The sequence below is a fragment of the Candidatus Rokuibacteriota bacterium genome, assembly GCA_030647435.1.
Taxonomy (GTDB): Bacteria; Methylomirabilota; Methylomirabilia; order Rokubacteriales; family CSP1-6; genus AR37.
The window spans coordinates 1-20,440 of record JAUSJX010000176.1 but is presented as its reverse complement, the minus strand read 5'-3'; the positions used below and the strand labels follow the sequence as shown (position 1 = coordinate 20,440).

Annotated in this window: 19 protein-coding genes and 1 pseudogene; 15 read left to right on the top strand and 5 right to left on the bottom strand. The window is 67.8% G+C overall.

Annotated features, from left to right (window positions below; translation table 11 throughout):
* Positions 1-208: 208 nt before the first annotated feature.
* From Q7W02_29070 to Q7W02_29055, 4 genes are all read left to right on the top strand, one after another.
* Positions 209-886, top strand: a complete 678-nt coding sequence (locus Q7W02_29070) for a hypothetical protein (GenBank protein MDO8480178.1) — start codon at positions 209-211, stop codon at positions 884-886.
* Positions 887-1,232: 346 nt separating this feature from the next.
* A complete protein-coding gene (locus Q7W02_29065) occupies positions 1,233-3,068 on the top strand; it encodes a hypothetical protein (protein MDO8480177.1) in 1,836 nt (611 codons plus the stop codon).
* A 498-nt stretch (positions 3,069-3,566) separates the two neighbouring features.
* Positions 3,567-3,773, top strand: a complete 207-nt coding sequence (locus Q7W02_29060; protein ID MDO8480176.1) for a hypothetical protein — start codon at positions 3,567-3,569, stop codon at positions 3,771-3,773.
* 2 nt (positions 3,774-3,775) lie between these two features.
* Positions 3,776-4,105, top strand: coding sequence for a tetratricopeptide repeat protein (locus tag Q7W02_29055; GenBank protein ID MDO8480175.1), 330 nt, complete (start codon positions 3,776-3,778; stop codon positions 4,103-4,105).
* 29 nt (positions 4,106-4,134) lie between these two features.
* Here the strand turns inward: Q7W02_29055 and Q7W02_29050 are convergent, their stop codons facing one another.
* Positions 4,135-4,470, bottom strand: a complete 336-nt coding sequence (locus Q7W02_29050) for a hypothetical protein (protein ID MDO8480174.1) — start codon at positions 4,468-4,470, stop codon at positions 4,135-4,137.
* Between the two features lie 161 nt (positions 4,471-4,631).
* On the opposite strand from Q7W02_29050, the gene Q7W02_29045 reads away from it, so the two are divergent.
* Positions 4,632-5,345, top strand: coding sequence for a Bax inhibitor-1/YccA family protein (locus Q7W02_29045; protein ID MDO8480173.1), 714 nt, complete (start codon positions 4,632-4,634; stop codon positions 5,343-5,345).
* 381 nt (positions 5,346-5,726) lie between these two features.
* Here Q7W02_29045 and Q7W02_29040 read toward each other — a convergent pair whose 3' ends face one another.
* The 3 genes and pseudogenes from Q7W02_29040 to Q7W02_29030 all read right to left on the bottom strand — a co-directional run bounded on the left by Q7W02_29040 (position 5,727) and on the right by Q7W02_29030 (position 7,589).
* Positions 5,727-5,894: an ATP-dependent helicase HrpA gene (locus Q7W02_29040; protein ID MDO8480172.1), complete on the bottom strand. Its 168-nt coding sequence runs from the start codon at positions 5,892-5,894 to the stop codon at positions 5,727-5,729.
* A gap of 67 nt (positions 5,895-5,961) precedes the next feature.
* Positions 5,962-6,279 (bottom strand): annotated as a pseudogene (locus tag Q7W02_29035) (SDR family NAD(P)-dependent oxidoreductase).
* A 227-nt stretch (positions 6,280-6,506) separates the two neighbouring features.
* Complete coding sequence (locus Q7W02_29030) at positions 6,507-7,589, bottom strand: acyltransferase (GenBank protein ID MDO8480171.1); 1,083 nt, start codon at positions 7,587-7,589, stop codon at positions 6,507-6,509.
* A 780-nt stretch (positions 7,590-8,369) separates the two neighbouring features.
* On the opposite strand from Q7W02_29030, the gene Q7W02_29025 reads away from it, so the two are divergent.
* From Q7W02_29025 to Q7W02_29010, 4 genes are all read left to right on the top strand, one after another.
* Positions 8,370-8,564 (top strand): hypothetical protein, encoded by a 195-nt coding sequence (locus Q7W02_29025; protein MDO8480170.1) that lies wholly within the window; start codon positions 8,370-8,372, stop codon positions 8,562-8,564.
* Between the two features lie 237 nt (positions 8,565-8,801).
* The gene (locus Q7W02_29020) at positions 8,802-10,094 is read left to right on the top strand and encodes a CoA transferase (protein ID MDO8480169.1); all 1,293 of its coding nucleotides are present in this window, start codon (positions 8,802-8,804) and stop codon (positions 10,092-10,094) included.
* Positions 10,091-10,975 carry an alpha/beta hydrolase gene (locus Q7W02_29015; GenBank protein ID MDO8480168.1) on the top strand — a complete coding sequence of 295 codons (885 nt, stop codon included), beginning with the start codon at positions 10,091-10,093 and terminating at the stop codon, positions 10,973-10,975. The genes Q7W02_29020 and Q7W02_29015 overlap by 4 nt, the downstream gene beginning before the upstream one ends.
* A gap of 29 nt (positions 10,976-11,004) precedes the next feature.
* On the top strand, positions 11,005-12,009 hold the full coding sequence (locus Q7W02_29010; GenBank protein ID MDO8480167.1) for a MaoC family dehydratase N-terminal domain-containing protein: 1,005 nt from the start codon (positions 11,005-11,007) through the stop codon (positions 12,007-12,009).
* Here the strand turns inward: Q7W02_29010 and Q7W02_29005 are convergent, their stop codons facing one another.
* A complete protein-coding gene (locus tag Q7W02_29005; protein MDO8480166.1) occupies positions 12,010-13,071 on the bottom strand; it encodes an LLM class flavin-dependent oxidoreductase in 1,062 nt (353 codons plus the stop codon). It lies immediately after the preceding gene.
* Positions 13,072-13,427: 356 nt separating this feature from the next.
* Here Q7W02_29005 and Q7W02_29000 point away from each other — a divergent pair, with 356 nt between their 5' ends.
* The 6 genes from Q7W02_29000 (at position 13,428) to Q7W02_28975 (ending at position 20,303) form a co-directional block, all read left to right on the top strand.
* The gene (locus tag Q7W02_29000) at positions 13,428-14,390 is read left to right on the top strand and encodes an amidohydrolase family protein (protein MDO8480165.1); all 963 of its coding nucleotides are present in this window, start codon (positions 13,428-13,430) and stop codon (positions 14,388-14,390) included.
* A gap of 46 nt (positions 14,391-14,436) precedes the next feature.
* Positions 14,437-15,633, top strand: a complete 1,197-nt coding sequence (locus tag Q7W02_28995; protein ID MDO8480164.1) for a CoA transferase — start codon at positions 14,437-14,439, stop codon at positions 15,631-15,633.
* Positions 15,634-15,641: 8 nt separating this feature from the next.
* The gene (locus tag Q7W02_28990) at positions 15,642-17,057 is read left to right on the top strand and encodes a CoA transferase (protein ID MDO8480163.1); all 1,416 of its coding nucleotides are present in this window, start codon (positions 15,642-15,644) and stop codon (positions 17,055-17,057) included.
* Positions 17,058-17,139: 82 nt separating this feature from the next.
* On the top strand, positions 17,140-18,492 hold the full coding sequence (locus tag Q7W02_28985) for an MmgE/PrpD family protein (GenBank protein MDO8480162.1): 1,353 nt from the start codon (positions 17,140-17,142) through the stop codon (positions 18,490-18,492).
* Positions 18,493-18,517: 25 nt separating this feature from the next.
* A complete protein-coding gene (locus tag Q7W02_28980) occupies positions 18,518-19,708 on the top strand; it encodes a citramalate synthase (GenBank protein MDO8480161.1) in 1,191 nt (396 codons plus the stop codon).
* 34 nt (positions 19,709-19,742) lie between these two features.
* Positions 19,743-20,303 (top strand): MaoC family dehydratase N-terminal domain-containing protein, encoded by a 561-nt coding sequence (locus tag Q7W02_28975; protein ID MDO8480160.1) that lies wholly within the window; start codon positions 19,743-19,745, stop codon positions 20,301-20,303.
* Positions 20,304-20,440: the final 137 nt, after the last annotated feature.

Below are 20,440 nucleotides of genomic sequence, written 5' to 3'. Positions count from 1 at the left end.
AAAGCGAGTTCGCCAGAGGAGTGCGATGAATGGGTGCGCCTGCGGATCTCCTCATCGTGCGCCAGCGGAGCCGGATTGTTCGCTTCGCGGTGGAGCATCGCATTCCGGCCATGTACGAGTTCAGGGAGTTCGTGAGTGACGCTGGTCTGCTTTCCTACGGACCCAACCTCATGGAGATGTCCCTCGCCGCGCGATGCGGGTGGGCGACATGCGGTCTCCCCTGCGGGCCCCGCCTGACACCCGGCATTGCGCGCTTCACCGGGGCGACGGCGAGCGTCCGCACCGCGATCGGCCTCTGACCCGGGCCATCCTGCGCCGCCACGGGCTCGCGGTCACGAAGCGGGCCGAGGGGTGCGGCGGCGGGGCCGGGGGGCGCCGCCGCCGGGTGGGCGCCTTCGCGGTGATCCCGCCCCTGATCGTGCGCGACGTCTACGGCGGTGGCTCCCGGGAGCTGGCGCTGGTCAACACCCGCTTCTCGGGCGGGATGATCGCGTCCACCATGCTCCAGATCCGGCTGGGCGCTCTCCGCCGTCCCAGGCGTGCCGTGCTGCTCGCCCTGGCCGGGGGCGCCGTCGTGCTGGCGGCGATGTCGGCGCCGGGGCCGCTCTGGGGTTTCGCGCTGACCTGCTTCGTCTGGGGAGTGGGCGCCGGCGTGGTGCTCAGCCAGGGGCGCACCATCGCCAGCTCGAGGCGCCGGAGAGCCACGGCGCGCGCTGGCCATCTTCCAGCTCGGTTTCGCCGGCGGCTCGCCCGTGGGCGCGCTCGGGATGGGCTACCTGGCGGCGCTCAGCGGGCCGCGGCCGGGGCCGCCGTCTATCCGGCGGCGCCCGGCGCAGCAGCCCCCATCAGTCCACGCGAAGGATCAGGTCGGAGCCCAGACCCTTGACGCTCGTCTGACCGCAGCGCGCGATGGTCGTCCAACAGCCTGGTCGAGAGGTCGATCTCCCAGCGGAACGAGCATAGCGTGCTGGCTGTCACCGAGACTGTCCCTCACCCGGCGTAACAGTGCGCGACCGGCCGCCACTTCCCGCGCCGGCCGCTTCTCGCGAAGGGAGGCAAGGCCCTCACGCACGTCCTCACTACCATCCGAGCGCCGATGTGTCACACTCACGGTGTCTGGCCCGATCGTCGGCTCATCGTGAACCTCCTCCTCGCCAGACCACGACTCTGGGGCCCTCTTCCGCGTTCCAGGGAGTGTCGTCAACAGCGGGAGATTTACCCGGAGGTGCGCGATGGCGCACAGGCTGTCCCGCGTAACCGATCTCCACACCTTCCATATCCCCGTGATGGGCCTCGCATACACCATCGACACCCCGCTGAAGGTCGCGCGCTTCGGAATCTCGTCGGTGGTCTCGATCATCGAAGACAATCTCCTGGAGCAAATGCGCGCATTCCATTGCACGCAGGAAGCCGAACCGTACGCTCCCATCCCGGACGAAGACGTCGATCACCGGGCGAAGCGCATCACGGCATACCTGAACCTGCTGAACCGGATCGTGAGCAGGCAGGTGGAGACACTGAAAACCGGCGCGTTCGAAGAGGGCGCCGACATCGAGAGATATTTCGAGCTCCTGCCCTCTTCTTCTCCCGCCAGGGTGCTGTTCGAACGGATGCAGAGCCTGGAAGACGGCGCAGAGAAGCTGTCCCTGCAGGAAGAGCTGCGCGGGACGGTTGTCGCCGGCGCCATCGACGTCAACATCATGACCAAATGTGATCGCACGAACTACGACACATCGGGGGAGCCGCTTCCACCGGAGTATGCTGACGCCAGGGCCGCGCTGCGCGGCTTTGCGCTGAGTACTCTGTCTTCGTCGGTCGTGTTTTCCGCGGGGCTCAATCCGCGTCTTTACGCGTATTGTGAATCGTTCGGAGATTTCTTCCCCGACGACCAAGACCATCTTCGGAAGAAGATCACCCTGAAGGTGAGCGACTACCGCTCGGCGTCGGTGCAGGGGAAAGTTCTGGCGAAGAAAGGACTCTGGGTGACCGAGTTCCGCATCGAATCGGGATTGAACTGCGGCGGCCATGCTTTCGCCACCGACGGATTGCTGCTGGGCCCCATTCTCGAAGAATTCAGAACGAAGAGAGCCGCTCTTGTTGTGGCGCTCCTTGAGATGTGCAACAGCGCCCTGGCCCAGAAGGGATACAAGACGTTCTCACAGGCGCCCGCGATGAAGATCACCGCGCAGGGAGGAATCGGCACAGCCAACGAGCACAACTTCCTAATCGAACATTACCACCTGGACGGTACCGGCTGGGGAAGCCCCTTCCTGCTGGTGCCCGAAGCCACCAACGTCGACGAGGATACCCTGCGTCAACTCGAGTCGGCGGGGATGGAAGATTATTTCCTGAGCTACGCGTCGTCGCCGCTGGGAGTTCCGTTCAACAACTTCCGGCGGAGCTCCTCCGAAGAGCAGCGCAAGCAACGCATCGCCAAGGGAAGGCCGGGAAGTCCCTGCTACAAGAAGTTCTTGTCGTTCAACAGCGAATTCACTTCCCAACCCATCTGCACCGCCTCGCGGGAGTACCAGCACCTGAAGCTGAAACAGCTCCAGGAGCAGCAGCTCCCGCCCGAAACGTTCCGCGAGGAGTTCGACCTCATCACCCAGAAGGAGTGTCTTTGCGAAGGGCTCGGCGCCGCGGTGTTGCTGAAACATGGCATCGAGCCGGCTCACAAGCTGTCAGCAGTCAGCATCTGCCCGGGGCCCAACCTGGCTTATTTCTCGAAAGCATGTTCGCTCCGAGAAATGGTCGATCACATCTACGGGCGCGCGAACGTTCTCAATGCGCTTCGCCGCCCGCACATGTTCGTCAACGAGTTGTCCCTCTACGTGGACTACCTGAAGCACGCGATCGGACACAGCGTTGACGCTTTGACGATCAAGCACCTCCGCTACCTGCGCACGTTCAAGACGAACCTGCTCGAAGGAATTGCTTACTACAAGGATCTGCTTCCTTCCATCAAAACGGAGCCTGCATCGCATCTGCCCGGCATGAAGGAGGAGCTCTGCGCGATCGAGGTCCGCGTGATGGATCTCGTGATCCCGGAAGCGCCGGCAGCTGACTGAGCGCAGAGGATGGACACACGCTGGTCCCTCGGCTCCCTCGCCGCGCGAGGCGGGTGGGCGGCATGCGGCCTCCCCTGCGGGCCCCAGCCTGACACCCGGCATTGCGCGCTTCACCGGGGCGACGGCGAGCGTCAGCCCCGCGATCGCCCTTTGATCGGGGCCATCCTGCGCCGGAAAGTCTAACCTCGAACTGTCTATCAGGTGGGGAAGGTTACGTTGCCGCTACAGCATTGGGGCTCTGGGGCGAGGGCAAGTTGCTGAAAATCCGCGCGAAGCGATCGGCCGACGACGGGAACTGAAAATCCTGTGCCCTTCTCGAAGCCCAAGCAGGCAACGATAAGCGGCAACGGGTGCCTGACAGTGCGATGGGGGGCGGGTAGTGGCAGCCGTCTCAAGGCTGAAACACGGGTTGAAGCCCAGATTCGTAAGTCGCCTTAGAAGCCCCGCCGTGAGCGGGCTACCTCAGTCGATGCTTCGGGCTCTACTCGGGGAGGGCGCATGTTTCAGCCGAAGCAGCGGGTGACGGTGGACCTGTCCGGCCTCGTCATCCAGGGTGTCTCGTTCAGCCAGAACGTGCAGAAGGCCCTCGGGACGATCCTGCAGCAGGTGTCCACCGACCCGCCCGTCTACAAGGTCGAGCTCCTGTTCAGTTTCAAAGGCGTCAAGCGGGTGGATCTGCCGGAGGAGAGGATCCATGCGGGCTGACCATGGCTGAGCGTGATCGGATCGCCGAGTTCAAGGAGGTGGTCGAGCTGATGCCGGACGATCCGGTCGTCCGGTTCGGTCTGGCGGGCGCCGACCTCGACGCCGGGCAGGCCGAGAGCGCTATCCCCGAGTATGAGGAGACGATCCGGCTCAAGCCGGACTACTCCGCCGCCCATCGCGGGCTCGGCCGGGCGCTGGAGCGGGCCGGTCGACGCGACGAGGCCCAGGCGGCGTACCGGAAGGGGCTCGAGGTGGCGGCGCGCACCGGCGACCTCCAGACGAAGAAAGAGATCGAGGTCTTCCTCCTTCGTCTGGATACGGCGGGGAGTTGACTGAGGGGAAGCGCGCGGCTCCCGCAGCGTCAGCTGCAGCCGGCTCGCGGCGCGCCGGGGGCGCGGCGGGGCACGAGCGTGCAGGCAAACGTCGCGGGCTGCCGGCGGTACTGATCGAGCGTGGCCTGGAGCCGCGCGAGGGTCCGGTCACGCTTCGCCAGGCCGATCGAGTAGATCGCCAGGTCGTTCACGAGACGGGTATAGAACTGGTGTGGGGCGTCGCCGCCGGTGCCCATGCACGGCGACGGCTTCTGGGCCACGCGCAGGAGCGGGCCGAACGCCTTCACGTACTCCGCCAGGATGGGTTCGTCACGGAGGTCACGAGGCACCTCGGGGAAGCAGGCCAGGAGATCGTCCACGGTCATCGGCGTGCGCGCCGACCGGGCGCTTGCCTCTAGATCCCTTGACAGGCGAATCTGGACCATCGCCCGGCTAGTATACCCCGCCACTAAGCCCCGCCATCAAGCATAGATGCGAACTCGTCCGACGCGGAGTACCCTAAGGGCAGTCCAAAGGAGGGAACACGATGGCCGACTACAATACGGCGTCCGCCTCGACCGCTCTGCCGGCGGCAGCCGACGCTCAACGCGTCACCGCGTTCCTTCGAAAAGTCTACGCGTGGATGTGTGCCGGGCTGGGCGTGACCGCCTTTGTCGCGTTCACCGTGGTGGGCTCGCCAACGATCGTCCGGGCGATCGCGTCGAATCAGCTGTTGTTCTTCGGCCTCTTCGCCGCCGAGCTGGGCCTCGTCTTCTACCTTTCTGCTCGCGCGTCCAAGCTCGCGCCGGGCGCAGCCGCGGGACTCTTCGTACTCTACTCGGCGCTGAACGGGGTGACGCTGTCGCTCGTGTTGCTCATGTACACGGGCGCATCCGTCGCGACGACGTTCGTCGTCACGGCGGGGATGTTCGGCGCGCTCGCCCTTTTCGGCTCGACCACGACGCGCAGCCTGGCCGGCGCCGGTCACTTCTTCTTCATGGGGCTGGTCGGGCTCGTGCTCGCGTCAGTCGTCGGCATGTTCTGGCACAGCGAGGCCCTGCAGTTCCTGATCTCCGTCATCGGCGTGATCGTGTTTACCGGGCTCACCGCCTGGGACGCGCAGCGCCTGAAGCAGATGGCGCTGGCGCTACCGGAAGGCCAGAGCGGGTCCTATGCGGTCGTGGGAGCCCTGTCGCTCTATCTCAATTTCATCAACCTCTTCCTGATCCTGCTTCGGTTCTCGGGTGGAAGGCGAAGCTGACCATGTTTGGCATGGGGCGCTAGAGCTTCTTGTCATTCTGGTGATCGTCCTGGTGCCGTTCGGGGGAAGCAAGCTCCCGGACCTTGCGAAATCACTCGACGGCGCATAGGACGGATAGACGCTGTTTCCTCGGCTCCCTCGCCGCGCGATGCGGGTGGGCGACATGCGGCCGCCCCTGCGGGCCCCAGCCTGACACCCGGCATTGCGCGCGTCACCGGGGCGACGGCGAGCGTCCGCACCGCGATCGCCCGCTGACCCGGGCCATCCTGCGCCGCCACGGGCTCGCGGTCACGAAGCGGGCGGAGGGGTGCGGCGGCGGGGCCGTGGGGCGCCGCCGTCGGGTGGCAGGGGCAGCCTCGAGAGAAGGACTTGAGCTACGGGCTACGTGAGGGCGGCGGGCGCGGGTGGGGCGGGGCCGGGCGGCGCGAGGGCGCCGGAGCGGGCCCGGTGGGCGAGGATGGCCTGCCCGGCGAGGGGATTCTGCACGGCGGCGATGACGCGCTGGCGGCCCCCACAGCGGGGACAGGCGAGGACATCGAGATCGAGCACGCGGCGCATCAGCGGGGCCCAGGTCCACGGGGAACGTGCCCTTCAGATTGACGTCGAGGACCTCGTCCTACTGCGCCTCCGTCATGCGCAGAAACTCCACGCGTGGGAAGATGCCGGCGTTGTTCGCGAGCACATCGATCCCGTCGAGGCTCGCGCCCGCCTCCACGAGCCGCCGGACCTCGGCCGCCTTGGACACGTCAGCGGCGACGGTCACCGCCTGTTGTCCCAGCGCCCGGATTCACGCGGCGATTTCTTCGGCCTCGACGCGGCCGTCCACGTAATTGATGACCTCGCTGGCCCCTTCGCGGCCAAAGGCCAGCGCAATCGCCTTCCCGATCCCCTGCTGCGCCCCGGTCACTACTGCGACCTTCCCGGCTGAACGCATCGGCATCCCAATTCCTTGCGCTTCGATACTTCGACGCCAGCGATCCGCAGATCATGGCAAAGCAAGTCAAGAAACGCAATCCTCACGCCCGGCTGGCGTACCGCTTCTTCCAACGGTAGAAAGTCTGCTCGGAGATGCCGAGCTTGCGGAGACCTCGGCGGACCTGCCGGTCGGGGAACGTCAAACCGAAATGGGACACTGCCGTCGGAAAAGGACGGGTGCCATCGTCAAGGGGCACGGAAGTGGCGCTTGAGCCGCAGCAGGGGCTGCTCGAGGAAAAAAAATGAAGTGGTGGCAATCACGAGCGTGGCAAGCCAAGCCTCTGGGAGGTGTGTCGGAGAGGGGAGAACCCCCGGCACGCTGAGCGCGCCAAACACGTAGAAGACTGGATAGTGCCAGAGGTAGAGCCCGTAGGAGATCCGTCCCAACCCGACGAGAGGCGATCCTTCGAGGAGACGGTCAATTCTCGAGGGCGCGATCAACAACTTCACGATGAGGAACGCCGTGGCAAGCGAGGCGAGCGTACTCGTAGCGTGGAAGAGGTAGTCCCTCGGCCACGTGGCCTCGACGAAGAGATAGGTCAGCGCCAAGGTCGCCACCATCGCTCCGATTCCGGAGACGACTCGAGCGGTCGGCGACGTCGGGAGCATCTTCCACCCGATGAGGAGCCCGACGGTGCAACCGACGAGGAGCGAGTCAGCCCGCGTGTCCAGTCCCACGTATAGGTGAAGTTGGGAGGCACGTTGGCTCATCAGCAGGAATCGGTATGCGGGTACCAGCAGGCCTCCAGCCGCCACGATACCGAGGATCCAGCCACGACGGCCCACAACTCGAGTGAGCACGGCCAGGCTCGGTGGCCACACGAGATAGAACTGCTCTTCGATGGCGAGGGACCATGTGTGCCCGAGGACGAAGAGCGGTTGCCCGGCAATCATCGCCCAATTCGCTGCGTAGAAGACGACCGCCGCCACCGCTCCCCACGTATGCCGTGACGCCTCGGGTGACGCGAAAGCGAACTCGCCTGACGCGCAGACCGCGACCGTCGCGAAGAGGGCCGGGAGCAAGCGCAGCGCCCGTCGCATGTAGAACCTACGAAAACTGATCGCACCGTGCCGTTGCTGCTCTTCGACGAGGAGCGTCGTAATGAGGAAGCCGCTCAACACAAAGAACACGTCAACACCGAGATAGCCACCAGAGATCAGCCCGGAGTGGTAGCCCATAACGGCCAAGATAGAGATGCCTCGAAGACCGTCGAGCGACGGCCGGTAACCCAGACTGGAGCGGGTGGCCGCGGCGTTCAATTCAGCCATCGTGACAATGTATCCGAATCGAGCGGGACGACAAAGGAAACGGCAGATCCCGTCACGGCCCTTCCGCTCCGGCTCCCGTGGTCGCAAGCCGGTCGGACCTCAAGGCCTCGAAAAGGAACAAGAATATCGGCGATTCGATTCAGCGAGGTGGCGCATAGGACGGACACACGCTGTTCCCTCGGCTCCCTCGCCGCGCGCTGTGGGTGGGCGACATGCGGCCTCCCCTGCGGGCCCCAGCCTGACACGCGGCATTGCTCGCTTCACCGGGGCGAAGGCGAGCGTCAGCACCGCGATCGCCCACCGTCTCGCCCCCCTACGCGGACGCCTCGTCGGGATATCCCGCGTATCCCACAGGGGTACTCCCATGGATATCTCGAAGTATCCCTACGCCTATCTTCTCCCCTATCCCCACCCCCGCCATCCCCTCGTCCTTAGCAGCCGGTCCTTTCGTCGCCCATTCCGAGCGTCACAGCTGAGCGCGTGGCATCCTCTGCATGGGGCCGCGTGATGCGAACTGGCGTTAATGTTTCCTATGGGCTGACCGACGCCTCGCGCATCATGCTCGTTCGGGCGTCGCTCGAGGCTTCCTTGACGCCGTGGTGGCGGCGGGGCAGTATCGATCCGGGATGGAACTGGCAACATCCGCGCTGTGGGAGGGCTGCCTGCCGAGGCTGGGAGGCGCGGGGGTCTGAGAATGGCTTTTATGGTTCCTGTGCTCCACCTGAAGTCGAACGGCGCCCAGGCCGTCATCACCGGCGATCTGATGCACACGCCCGTGCAGTGCCTGGAGCCGGACTGGGCGATGCGCGCAGATTTCGACCCGGGCTGGCGAGCCAGACGCGGCGGGCCTTCCTGGAGCGCTACTGCGGGACCGACGTCCTGGTCTGCGCCACGCACTTCCCGTCCCCGTCGCTGGGCCGCATCGTCCCTCGCGGCGGCGCCTTCTGGTTCGAGTTCGAGGAGCGGCCTCGATGACCGGCGACCCGCGCGCGCCTCGCCCGCTCGTGTGCGGCTGCGGCCACGTGCGCGACGGCCACGGCACGTTCGAGCTGCGATGGCTTCCGTGAGGGGAGGCGAGAGCGTCGGCGGGCGGGTTTGCGCGCTGCGGGGCGTTGCGGTAAGGTCGCCCGGGCCCGGCGGCTGCGGCGGAAGGCCCGCGGGCCGGGGAAGGGGGAGGATGAGACGAGCGGTCCAGCGGGCGGAGGGGCGCGCGTGAGCGCCGGCCCGCTCGACGGCGTCAGGGTCGTCGAGATCGGCGTCGCCATGGCCGGGCCGTTCTGCGCCATGCTGCTCGCCGATTACGGGGCGCAGGTCGTCAAGATCGAGCGCGTCGGCACCGGCGACGACAGCCGCGCCTGGCCCCCGTTCTTCCACGACGCGCTCGGCCACTACTTCGCCTCCGCCAACCGCAACAAGCAAAGCGTCGCCCTCGACCTGAAGCGCGCCGAGGGCGTCGAGGTCGTCCGGCGCCTGATCGGCGGGGCCGACGTCGTGGTGGACAACTACCGCGTCGGCGCGCTCGAGCGGGCTGGGCTCGGCTACGAGGCGCTGGCAGCAATGAACCCGCGGCTGGTTTACTGCTTGATCAGCGGCTTCGGCGCGACCGGGCCCCGGAGCCGCGAGCCGGCGAACGACCTGTTCATGCAGGCCTTCTCCGGCAGCATGAGCATCACCGGCGAGGTCGGCGGCGGCCCGGTGAAGATGGGCCTGTCGGTCGCGGACCTCGGCGCGGGGATGCTCGGAGCGATCGGCGTGCTGATGGCGCTCGAGGCCAGGCACCGCACCGGGCGAGGGCAGCGCGTGGAGACCTCGCTGCTCGAGGGCCAGTTCGCGATGCTGTCCTACCATCTGACGCGGTTCTTCTCGAGCGGCGAGGTGCCGGGGCCGAGCGGCAGCGGCGCCCTCGCCAGCCCGATCTACCGGGCGTTCAAGGCCTCCGACGACTGGATCGTCATCTCCGCCTTCAACGACCGGATGTACCGCGACCTGTGCGGAGCGCTCGGGCGGCCGGAATGGGCGGACGACCCACGCTTCTGCGACGCGCGGCAGCGTGCCGACCATCGCGACCTGCTGATCGGCATGATCGGCGAGGTCATGGCCAAGGACTCGGTCGCCCACTGGGAGTCGCGGTTGAAGGCGGCCGGCGTGCCGTGCTCGCCCATCAACCGGATCGACAGAGCCGTGGCCGAGGAGCAGGTCCGTGCCCGCGACATGATCGTGCAGCTAGAGCTGCCCGGGCTCGGACCGATCCGCATGGCCGGGCTGCCGCTGAAGTTCAGCGAGACGCCGGGGCGCATCGAGCTGCATCCGCCGCGCCTGGGCCAGCACACGGCGGAGGTGATGCGGCGGCTCGGCTACACGGACGCGGCGATCGAGGACCTGGCCGCGCGGGGCGTCGTCGGGCTCGACCCCGGCTGGTGCCCCCAGGCTGGTGCCCCCAGGCTGGTGCCCGATGACGCCGGCGAAGGGCCCGCAGTAGGCCGCTCGGCCGGGGAAGCGCGGTGAGACCCGACGTCGAGATCACCGACCGTCCCGAGGACGCCGAGGGGCCGGTCACGGCGGTGCGGCGACTGGACGCGGAGGCTTGGCGCGCGGAGTCACCGTGCGGCGACGGCAGCATGGTGTGGCGGAGCTGGGGCGACGGGCCCGCCCTCGTGCTGCTGCACGGCGGGGCCGGCTCCTGGCAGCACTGGGTGCGCACCGTGCCGGCCTTCAGCCGCACCCACCGCGTGCTGGCGCCGGATCTCCCGGGGCTCGGCGAGTCCGCGGATGCGCCCGCGCCGCCGGACATGACGACGATCAGCGCAATCGTCGCGGCGGGGATCGACGGGCTGCTCGGCCCGCGGGTGTCCTACGACCTCGTCGGCTTCTCCTTCGGCGCCTCGGTGGGCGGGCACGTCGCCCTCTTGCACGGCGAGCGCGTGCGCTCCCTGACGCTCCTCGGCGCGGGCGGGCTGGTGCGGCCGCGCACGCCGATGGCGCTCGAGCGGGTGCGCGACAAGATCGGCGAGGCGCTCACGCAGGCGCACCGCACCAATCTCCAGCGGATCATGATCGCGGACCCGGCGCGGATCGACGCCCTGGCGATCGCGATCCAGGACTGGAACGCGCGCCACGCGCGGCTGGACAGCCCGGCCCTGATCGCGCAGCGGCCGCTCGCCCTGTCGCTGCCGCAGCTCCGCGTCCCGGTGAACGCGATCTGGGGGGAGCGCGACCAGCTTGCCTACTACACGCTGCAGGACCGGATCGCCGCGCTGCGCGCGCTGTGCCCGGCGGTGGAACTGCGCATCATCCCCGTGGCCGGCCACTGGGTCGCCTACGAGCTCCCCGACGCGTTCAACGCCACGCTCGCCGAGTTGCTCCGCGGGGGGCCCCGGGCCGGATGACCGGAGGCGAAACGCCGGAGGAGGGTCTCGTGCTCGAGCCGCGAGAAAAACTCTGGGACTACGACGCCGTGGAGCCCGGCCAGGACGGCGCCCCGACGGTCGTCGGGCTGACCGCCGAGCACATCGCCGCATACGCGCGGCTGGCGCAGAATCCCGATCCGCGGTTCCAGAGATCCGGGACGAACGCGGAGTATGGCGGCGCGCTCGTCGCGATGCCGACGATGGTGCTCACCTACGCGCCCCTCCTGCGGGGCGAGATCGCCGAACGCCACGGTTTCGTCGCGCTGGAAGAGTCCGAGACGGCCCGGCGTCAGACCCCCTTCGCCAAGTGCGAGATCCGCTGGTTCCGTCCGGTGCGCGCCGGGGACACACTCACGGGGACCCGCCGGGTTCTGGAGAAGTACGAGCGGCGAGGCAGCAACTTCGTCACCTTCCGGGTTGAGGCCGGCAACCAGCGGGGCGAGCACGTGGCCAGGTACGACTACACCTGCATTTTCTCCTACGCCCGGGGCCAGCGGGACGTGCCCCGCGACCGGGGGATGGCCCAGCCGCTCCTGCCGGACGCCGAGGCGGCGGCGACCACATCCAACCAGGGACGCTGCCTCGCGTTCGACGCGGTCGCCATCGGCGACCAGCTGGCGCCGCTGGTCGTGTCCGAGAGCCGGGAGATCATCGACCGCAAGAACGAGTTGCGCCTGGCGGGCAAACCCAGCCCCAGCAACATCCACACCGACGAGGAGTTCGCCCGGCAGAACATCTTCGGCGGCACGGTCAACTCCGGTCCGGCCACCATGTCGTATGTCGATCAGATGCTGGAGCGGTCCTTCCCGCTGCGAGCGTTCTACGACGACGGCCGGTTGCTGATGCGGGCCATCACCCCCTTCCGCGCCGGCGACACGGTGACCTTCGCCGGAGACGTGACCGACAAGCGGCTCGAAGACGGGAACAAGATCGTGGACTGCCGGGTCCGGGGCATCAACCAGCGGGGCGAGTTGGTCTGCCTCTCCGACGCCACGATGATGCTGCCGGCCTGACTACAGGCGCGCCATCACCTTCGCGGCGAAGTCCTCGATGACGCGGTACTGCCGGTTGAGCGGGGGATACAGCATGATCTGCCGGAGCCCCTGGCGCTCGAGGCCGCGGACCTGCTCCACCAGCTCGTCCGGCGTGCCGGCCACACAGGTGGCCTTGACGAGGTCCGCGGTGATGAAGCGTGCCTCCTCGGGATCGACGAAGCTGGCGTGGCTCGCGTGGAGCCGCTGGTGCCGGACCGCCGGGGGCGCCTCGTCGAGCCAGCTCATGTAGGCCTTCCAGACCGGCCGGGCGTACTCGGGCGGATCCTCGCCGGTCTCCAGGTGGCGGGCCACCAGGTAGTGAAGGCCCGTGATGACACCGGCGCCGCTCTCGGCGACGATGCGCTCCGAGTCGAGCGGCTCCCCGGGCTCGCGCATGACCGGCGTCACCATCGCCGAGGTGTAGAAGTCGGGCGGCAGCGCGCGGCCCACCCGCGTCGCGCCGCGGCGCACGTTGGCGAGCATGTCGGCCACCGTGCCTCCGCGCGGCAACCCCGAGACGAGACCGTCGGCGATCTCGCCCGCCAGCGCCTGGGCCCGCGGGCCGTAGGCGGCGACGTAGACCGGGATCCGGTGGTCGAGGTCGACGAAGCGATGCTCGCGCATCTGGAAGCGGATGGGATGGGTCTCGCCGTCGAGGGTGTAGTCGGCCTCCTCGCCGCGGAGCAGCTTCTGCACGACCTCGACGTACTCCCGGAAGGGACCGAGCCGCATCGGCTTCCTGCCCAGCAGGCGCATGCCGGTGTGACCGGTGCCGAGCCCGATGAAGCAGCGCCCGGGCGCGAGGCGATTGATGGTCGCGATGCCGTTCGCGACGACCGGAGCGAGCCGAAGCCCCGGCACGTTGACCCCGGTCCCGAGGCGCATGCGCCTGGTCTGCTGCGCCGCCAGGGCGAGGACGGCCCAGCAGTTGGAGCGGATCATCGGGCTGTCTGTGACCCAGCAGTGGCTGTAGCCGAGGTTCTCGGCATGCGTGATGTAACCGATCTCGTCCACCTTGGCGGTGACGACCCCGAAATCCATCGTCCCTGCCCTCCGTCGAATGCCGTCGATCTCTGGAACCGTCGCGGCGTGTCGAGCGCACGGCCCGCACCCGAACGACGAGTCTGACAGAGACCGGTGACGGAGGGAAGGGAAACGAATTGGTTCTTGACGATGCGCCGGATGTCTGTTAACTCTTGCCCGGCACGACGTCGAACGTTTCGGGACACATTGGAGGACACGATGGGAACATACCGACGGTTTCTCGCGACGCTGGTACGCGCCGCGGAGTTCGCCGCCGCGGAAGCGAACGCCTGAGCCCGTCCAAGGAGCCGACCCGGTTTGGGAGGATCTTCGCACCCGACGACGCGTGGCTGGCGCGGCAGCCGCGCGAGCCGGTGCTGGATCCCGACCTGCCGATCATCGACACCCATCATCACCTGTGGCACCGCCCGGACCACCCCTATCTGCTGGACGAGTTTCTCGCCGACGTCCGCACCGGCCACAACGTCGTCGCGACGGTGTTCGTCGAATGCCACGCCATGTACCGTGCCGACGGGCCCGCGGAGATGCGGCCGGTGGGCGAGACCGAGTTCGTGACCGGCGTCGCGGCGATGAGCGCGAGCGGCGCCTACGGACCGGTGCGCGTCGCCGCCGGCATCGTGGGGTTCGCCGATCTCACGCTGGGCGACCGCGTCGAAGCGGTGCTCGAGGCGCACGTGAGGGCCGGCGGCGGCCGGTTCCGCGGCGTGCGCCACCCGGGCGGGTGGGACGCGAGCGACGTGATCGGGAACAGCCACGCGATCACGGCGCCGCATCTGTTCCGGCGTCCGGACTTTCGCGCCGGCTTGCGCCGGCTGACCGCTCTGGGCCTGTCCTTCGACGCCTGGCTCTTCCATCCGCAGCTCGCGGACATCATCGATCTGGCGCGGGCGTTCCCGGACGCCAACATCATCATGGGCCACGTGGGCGGCCCCCTCGGCTACGGCCCCTACGGGGTCAGGCGCGACGAGGTGTTCGCGTCGTGGAAGGCCTCGATGACGGAGCTGGCGAAATGCCCGAACGTGACCCTGAAGCTCGGCGGGATGCTGATGCGGCTGGCGGCGTTCGACTACAAGACCATGGAGGCGCCGCCGTCCTCGGCCGAGCTCGCGGCGTTCTGGGGGCCCTGCATGGGGACGTGCATCGAGCTCTTCGGACCGGACCGCTGCATGTTCGAGAGCAACTTTCCCGTGGAGAAGATGGGCACCGGCTACGCGACGCTGTGGAATGCGTTCAAGCGCATCGCCGCCGGCGCCTCCGCCGACGAGAAGCTGGCGCTGTTCAGCGGCACGGCGCGCCGGGCCTATCGACTGGCCTGATGCCCCGAGGGGCGGCGCGATCGCCGCAGAAGGTGTGACCCGACCGATGATCCCAGCGGCACTCGACGATCTCCGGGTCCTGGACGTGAGCCAAGGGATCGCGGGCCCCCTCTGTGCCAAGCTCCTGGGCGACTTTGGGGCGGACGTCATCAAGGTGGAGCCCGCCGGCGGCGAGTGCGGCCGGAGCATGCCGCCCTTCTCCGGGGGCGAGGCCCACCCGGAGAAGAGCCTGTTCTTCCTGCTGACGAACCTGAACAAGCGCGGCATCACGCTGAACCTGGAAGAGCCTCGGGGCGCCGACATCTTCAAGGAGCTGGCCCGCCGCGCCGACGTCGTGGTGGAGACGTTTCCCCCCGGCTACCTCGCGTCCCTGGGGCTCGATCACCCCTCCCTCGAGCGTCAGAATCCCGGGCTCGTGATGACCTCCATCACCCCCTTCGGCCAGACCGGGCCGTACCGTGACTACAAAGGTGGAGAGATCGTCGCCTACGCCACGAGCGGGATCATGAGCATCAGCGGGACCACCGACCGCGAGCCGCTGAAGCACGGCGGCTTTCAGGCCCAGTACGAAGCCGGCTTCAACGGCACCGTGGCCACGCTCTTCACCCTCCTGCTCCGGGACGTCACCGGAGAGGGTCAGCACGTGGACCTCTCGGTCCAGGAGGTGGTGGCCTCGACGATGGTCATCAACCAGCCGTTCTACAGCTGGACGGGGGGCGTCCAGGGCCGGCGCCGGCCCGCGGGCACCATGTTCGGCAACGTGATGCCGTGCAAGGACGGGTATTTCGTGAGCCAGGCGGGCGGCGGCGCCTCCTGGAACGACGTGGCGGACTTCTATGGCCGCCCCGACCTGAAGGACGAGCGCTTCGCCGACGTCAATCAGCGGGTGATCAACGGCCAGGCCCTGGACGAGCTGCTCGTCGAGGCGGCGAAGGACCGCACCATGGGCGAGATGTTCAAAACCGCCTCGGAGCAGTACCGCATGCTCTTCGGGATCGCGCAGACTCCGGCCGACCTGGCCGCCTGTGCCCAGCTCGAAGCCCGGGGCTTCTATCAAGAAGTGGAGCATCCGGTGATCGGCACGATCAAGGTCCCCTTCGGGCTCTGGAACATGACGGAGACGCCCGCACGGTATCGCCGGCCGGCGCCGCTGCTCGGACAGCACAATCTGGAGGTGTACGGCGAGATCCTCGGATACACGGAGGACGACCTCATGAGGCTCCGGCAGGCCGGGGTCATCTGAGGCGCGCCGTGGCCAGATTGCCGCTCGAAGGGATACGGATCATCGACTGCGGCCACGTGTTCGCGGTGCCCTACGCCTGTGGCCTGATGGCCGACATGGGGGCCGAGGTCATCAAGATCGAGGGGCCGGGGCGGCTCGACATCACGCGCGACGGCCCGTTCTCGGGAGTGCATGCCGACAATCGGCCGGGCGCGGACCCCTGGAACCGGACCGCCAACTTCAACCTCATCAACAGGGGCAAGAAGTCGATGGTGCTGGACCTGAGCCGGGCTGAGGGGCGGGAAGTCCTCAAGGACCTCATCAGGGTGAGCGACGTCTTCCTCGAAAGCTTCACGCCGCGCGTGATGCGGGGCTGGGGACTCGACTATCCGAACATGAAGCAGCTCAAGCCGGACATCATCATGGTGTCCAACACCGGCTACGGCCCCGGGTCCGGCCCCTACTCGCAATACCCGGCGCAGGCCACGACGCAGGAAGCGACGCACGGGCTCGCATACGTGACTGGGTACCGCGGAGGCATCCCCTCCAAGGCGGGTCAGTCCTTCGTGGACTTCCTCGCCAGCTGGGCGTGCCTCATGGGGACCGCGCTGGCCCTCCGCTACCGCCATCGGTACAAGAAGGGACTCTGGATCGATGTCGGCATGTATCAGCTGGGGTGCTACACGGTCAGCGAGTACATTCTCGACTGGCTGGCGAACAGGCTCCTCGGGGAGCGTCTCGGGAACCGCCATCCCTCCAAGGCGCCGCAGGGGTGCTACCCGTGTGCCGGCGACGATCAGTGGTGCGTCGTGTCGGTGCGGGACGACGAGGAGTGGGCGGCGCTGTGCCGTCTCATCGGCAAACCCGAGCTCGCGCAGGAGGTCCGCTTCGCCACCCACCGCGACCGTCTCGCGCACCACGACGAGATCGACGGGATCATCGCCGAGTGGACCAGGAGCCTCGCGAAGTTCGAGGCGATGGAGCGCCTGCAGGGCGCGGGGGTTCCGGCCGGCGCGGTCTTCGACGCGAGGGACGTGAACCTGGACCCGCACCTCCGGTCCCGTGGTTTCCTGGAGACCCTGCGGTTCCCCCCGGAACGCGGGATCGGGGAACGCGCGATCATCGGCCGCCCCTGGCGCCTCAACAAGACGCCGCTTGCCGTCAGGGGTCCCGGCCCGGCCCTGGGGGAGCACAACCACGACGTGCTCCAGGGGATTCTCGGATACAGCGACGCGCGGTACGCCGACCTGGAGCAGGCGGGGATCGTCGCGACCCGCCCCACCCAGTTGCGCCCCCTCGCCTACATGGAGATGGACGAGCGCGTCAGGCGAGGCCGCCTGGCCTACTGGGACCCCGACTTCAAGAGGCGCCTGGGCACCGAGGAGGACGAGCCCGGGGCCGGCGTGCCGAGGGTGGTCCGTCCAGTCCCTCGAGACCCGCCTTGACAGTCGGGGAGAGAGCGAGCTAGTGTGCGCCAACCCTGAGGGGTTTCACCTCGGCGGCAGCGCTAGAAATGGAGTGGGGGCGATGGGAACCACGGAAAGCCTCGCGCAATGGATCGTCGCCACCTCGTACGCCGACATCCCTGCCGCGGCGTACGAGCAGGCCAAGAAATCAATCCTCGATTTCCTGGGCACGGCAATCCAGGGCTCGACGACGGAGCTGGGGCGGATGATCGCCGACTTCACGGAGGAGCAGGGTGGCACTCCGCAGGCGCGCGTCATCGCCACGAAGATCCGCACCGCCGCTGCCAACGCCGCCTTTGCCAACGGCGCGCTGGGTCACGCCGAGGACTTCGACGATTTGGGCGGCATCGGCGGGCATCCGGCGATCGTCCTCACCCCACCGGCGCTCGCTCTTGCCGAGGAGTTGCACCTGTCGGGCCGCGAGGTGCTGGCGGCCTGGGTCGTCGGCTACGAGGTCGGCACCAGGCTCAGCACCAACCTGCACCCCGATAGGGACTGGCACCCGACGGCGATCTTCGGCGCCATGGCTTCGGCGGTCGTCGCCAGCAAGCTCCTGCGCCTGGACGTCCAGAAGACCCGGATGGCCCTGGGGATCGCCGGCTCCCAGGCGAGCGGCCTGCGGCGGAACTTCGGCACGATGACGAAGCCGTTCCATCCCGGCCACGCCGCGCGGAGCGGCGTGGTCGCCGCCAAGCTGGCCGCCAAGGGGTTCACGGCCGATCCGGACATCATCGAGGGCCGTCAGGGCTACGCGGACAACTTCGGTGGGGCCAAGTGCGATCTCCCGGCGGTCACCAAGTTCCTGGGCGACCTCTACCACCTGGTCTCGGAGGGCACGCGGGTCAAGCCGTGGCCCTGCTGTGGCGGCAATCACCAGACCCTCACCGGCCTGCTGGAGGTCCTCCGGACGCACACGATCAGCCCGGACGACGTGGAGCTGATCGAGCACATCGGTCCAAACGTCCCCTGCACTGGCGCCCTGCTCCGTGACGAGGTCCACGAGGGACTGGAGGGCAAGTTCTGTCTGCGCTACAACATCGCCGCCGCCGTCATCGACGGCAAGGTCGACCTGGACACGTTCACCGACAAGCGCGCCGACCAGGGCGACATCCAGGCGTTCATGGCCCGGGTCCGGTTGACACGCAACCCCGACGTGACCCTGCGCCGTCCGCACATCGCGGACGGGAACCCGGAGGCCCGGTTGGTGGTGAAGATGCGGGACGGGCGGGTGCATGATATGGTTCTTGCACCGGCGATGCACCTTACCGGCGACGCAGTGGTCGACAAGTTCCGCGCCAACGCGGCGTACGTCTTCGACCGCGGGCGGATCGCCCGTCCCATCCAGCTTGTGCAGCGATTGGAAGCCGTCGCCGACGTCGGGGAGCTCATGGACGCGGTGACCGTGCCGCGCTAGCGCGAGAGCACAAAAGGAGAACACCATGGCGGGACGCTATCCCACGATCGTCTACACCGAGGAGGGCATGCGCGAAGGCATGCAGATCGAGGCTGCCGAGATCCCGATCGAGGCCAAGGTGGCGCTGCTTGAGGCCCTCTCGGAGACGGGGCTGAAGCGGATCGTGGTCGGCTCCTTCGTGAGCCCGAAGTACACGCCCCAGATGGCCCGCATGGACGAGCTGATGGAGAAGTTTCGCCCGAAGCCGGGCGTGACCTACACCGCCCTGGCATTGAACGAGAAGGGCGTCGAGCGGGCGAAGAAGTATTCGCCGCCGCTGACGATCGAGCGGGGGTCCGGGAAACCCCGGCTGTTCTGTCACATGTGCGACGTCTTCGCCCGGCGGAACACCAACCGCTCCCAGATGCAGGAGATGGCAGCGTGGCCGAAGATCATCGCCGCGGCCAAGGAGAAGGGCGCGACCGAGGCCGGCATCGGCACGAATGCCAGCTTCGGCTCGAACTTCGTGGGCGATTTCACCGTCGACATGACGATGAAGTTCCTGGAGAAGCAGCACGAGCTGTGGGACGCGGTCGGCATCAAGGTCACGTCGGTGGGCATCGGCGACCCCATGGGCTGGTGCCACCCGGTCAAGGTCGAGGAGATCTTCACCCGCGTGAAGAAGCAGTGGCCGGACGTCACCGACTTCCGGGCCCACCTGCACAACGCCCGGGGCATGGCCCTGACCTCCGCGTATGCGGCCATCAAGACCCTGGAAGGCAAGGACACGCTCCATCTCGAGGGCACCATCGGCGGCGTCGGCGGCTGTCCGTATTGCGGCACCGGGCGGGCCACGGGCATGGCGCCGACCGAGGACTTCATGCACATGCTGGACGGCATGGGGATCGAGACGGGCGTGGATCTGGACAAGCTCATCGACTGTGTCTGGCTGCTCGAAGAGACGATCGGACGGATGGCCTGGGGGCATGTCTCCCGGACCGGCCCGCGGCCGACCAAGTTAGAGCAGATGTTTGACGCGAACGCTCCCTTCGTGGAGACGGTCGAGCAGGCCAAGCACTTCAAGCTCGGGCCGAAGATGTACGAGGGATGCATCAACCCGTGGGACGAGCCGATCGGCAGCCCCTATCTCGAGCGTGTCCAGAAAGGGCTGCCGCCGTTCGAGGTGAATGGGGGCTGGCCGTGGAACGAGGACTTCTTCCCGAAGCCCTCGAGCTAGTCGCGGTATCGCTCCGGATCTGAGGGGGGGCGGCATGGCCGAGAGGAAGAGCGCGCTCACGGACGAGATCCGGGCCTTGATCGGCGTCACCGCCGAGCGGGTGGAAGCGAACCTGTGGGGCATCGAGCGCGAGGACCTGCGCCGCTTCACGCAGGCGATCATGGACCCGGATCCGCGCTACTGGGACGAGGCGTTCGCCAAGACCACCAAGTTCGGCGGGATCGTGACCCCGCCGATCTACTGCACGTACCTCAGCAGGAAAACCCCGCCCGGCGCGGAGGATCCGATCACCCGCGCCTTCCTCGAAAACCCGAATTCCGACGGCATCGGCGGCGTGGAGCGCGCCGAGAGCCGCGGGTCGTTGCCGCCGATCCCCACCGACCTGAAGCGGATCCTGAACGCCGGCAACGAGATCGAGCTCTACAAGTATCCGACCCTCGGGGACCGGATCTACTCGCAGGCGAAGATCGCGGACGTCAAGGAGCGCGTCAACAAGGACGGCAGCCCCATGCTCATCATCACGATCGAGACGACCTACACCGACCAGAACGGCCGGCTGCTCTGCATCCTCAGAGCCTCCACCATTCGCCGCTAGCCCGCATTATTCATGAATGCCGACGGTGGTGGCCAGCCCGGCCCTGCGGGCGCGTGGACGGGAGTTCGGGGCCCTGGACGCGACATCGGGGTGGCCATGGTGAGCGTGTGAGCGTGGATGCCGGAGCGGCACGGTCA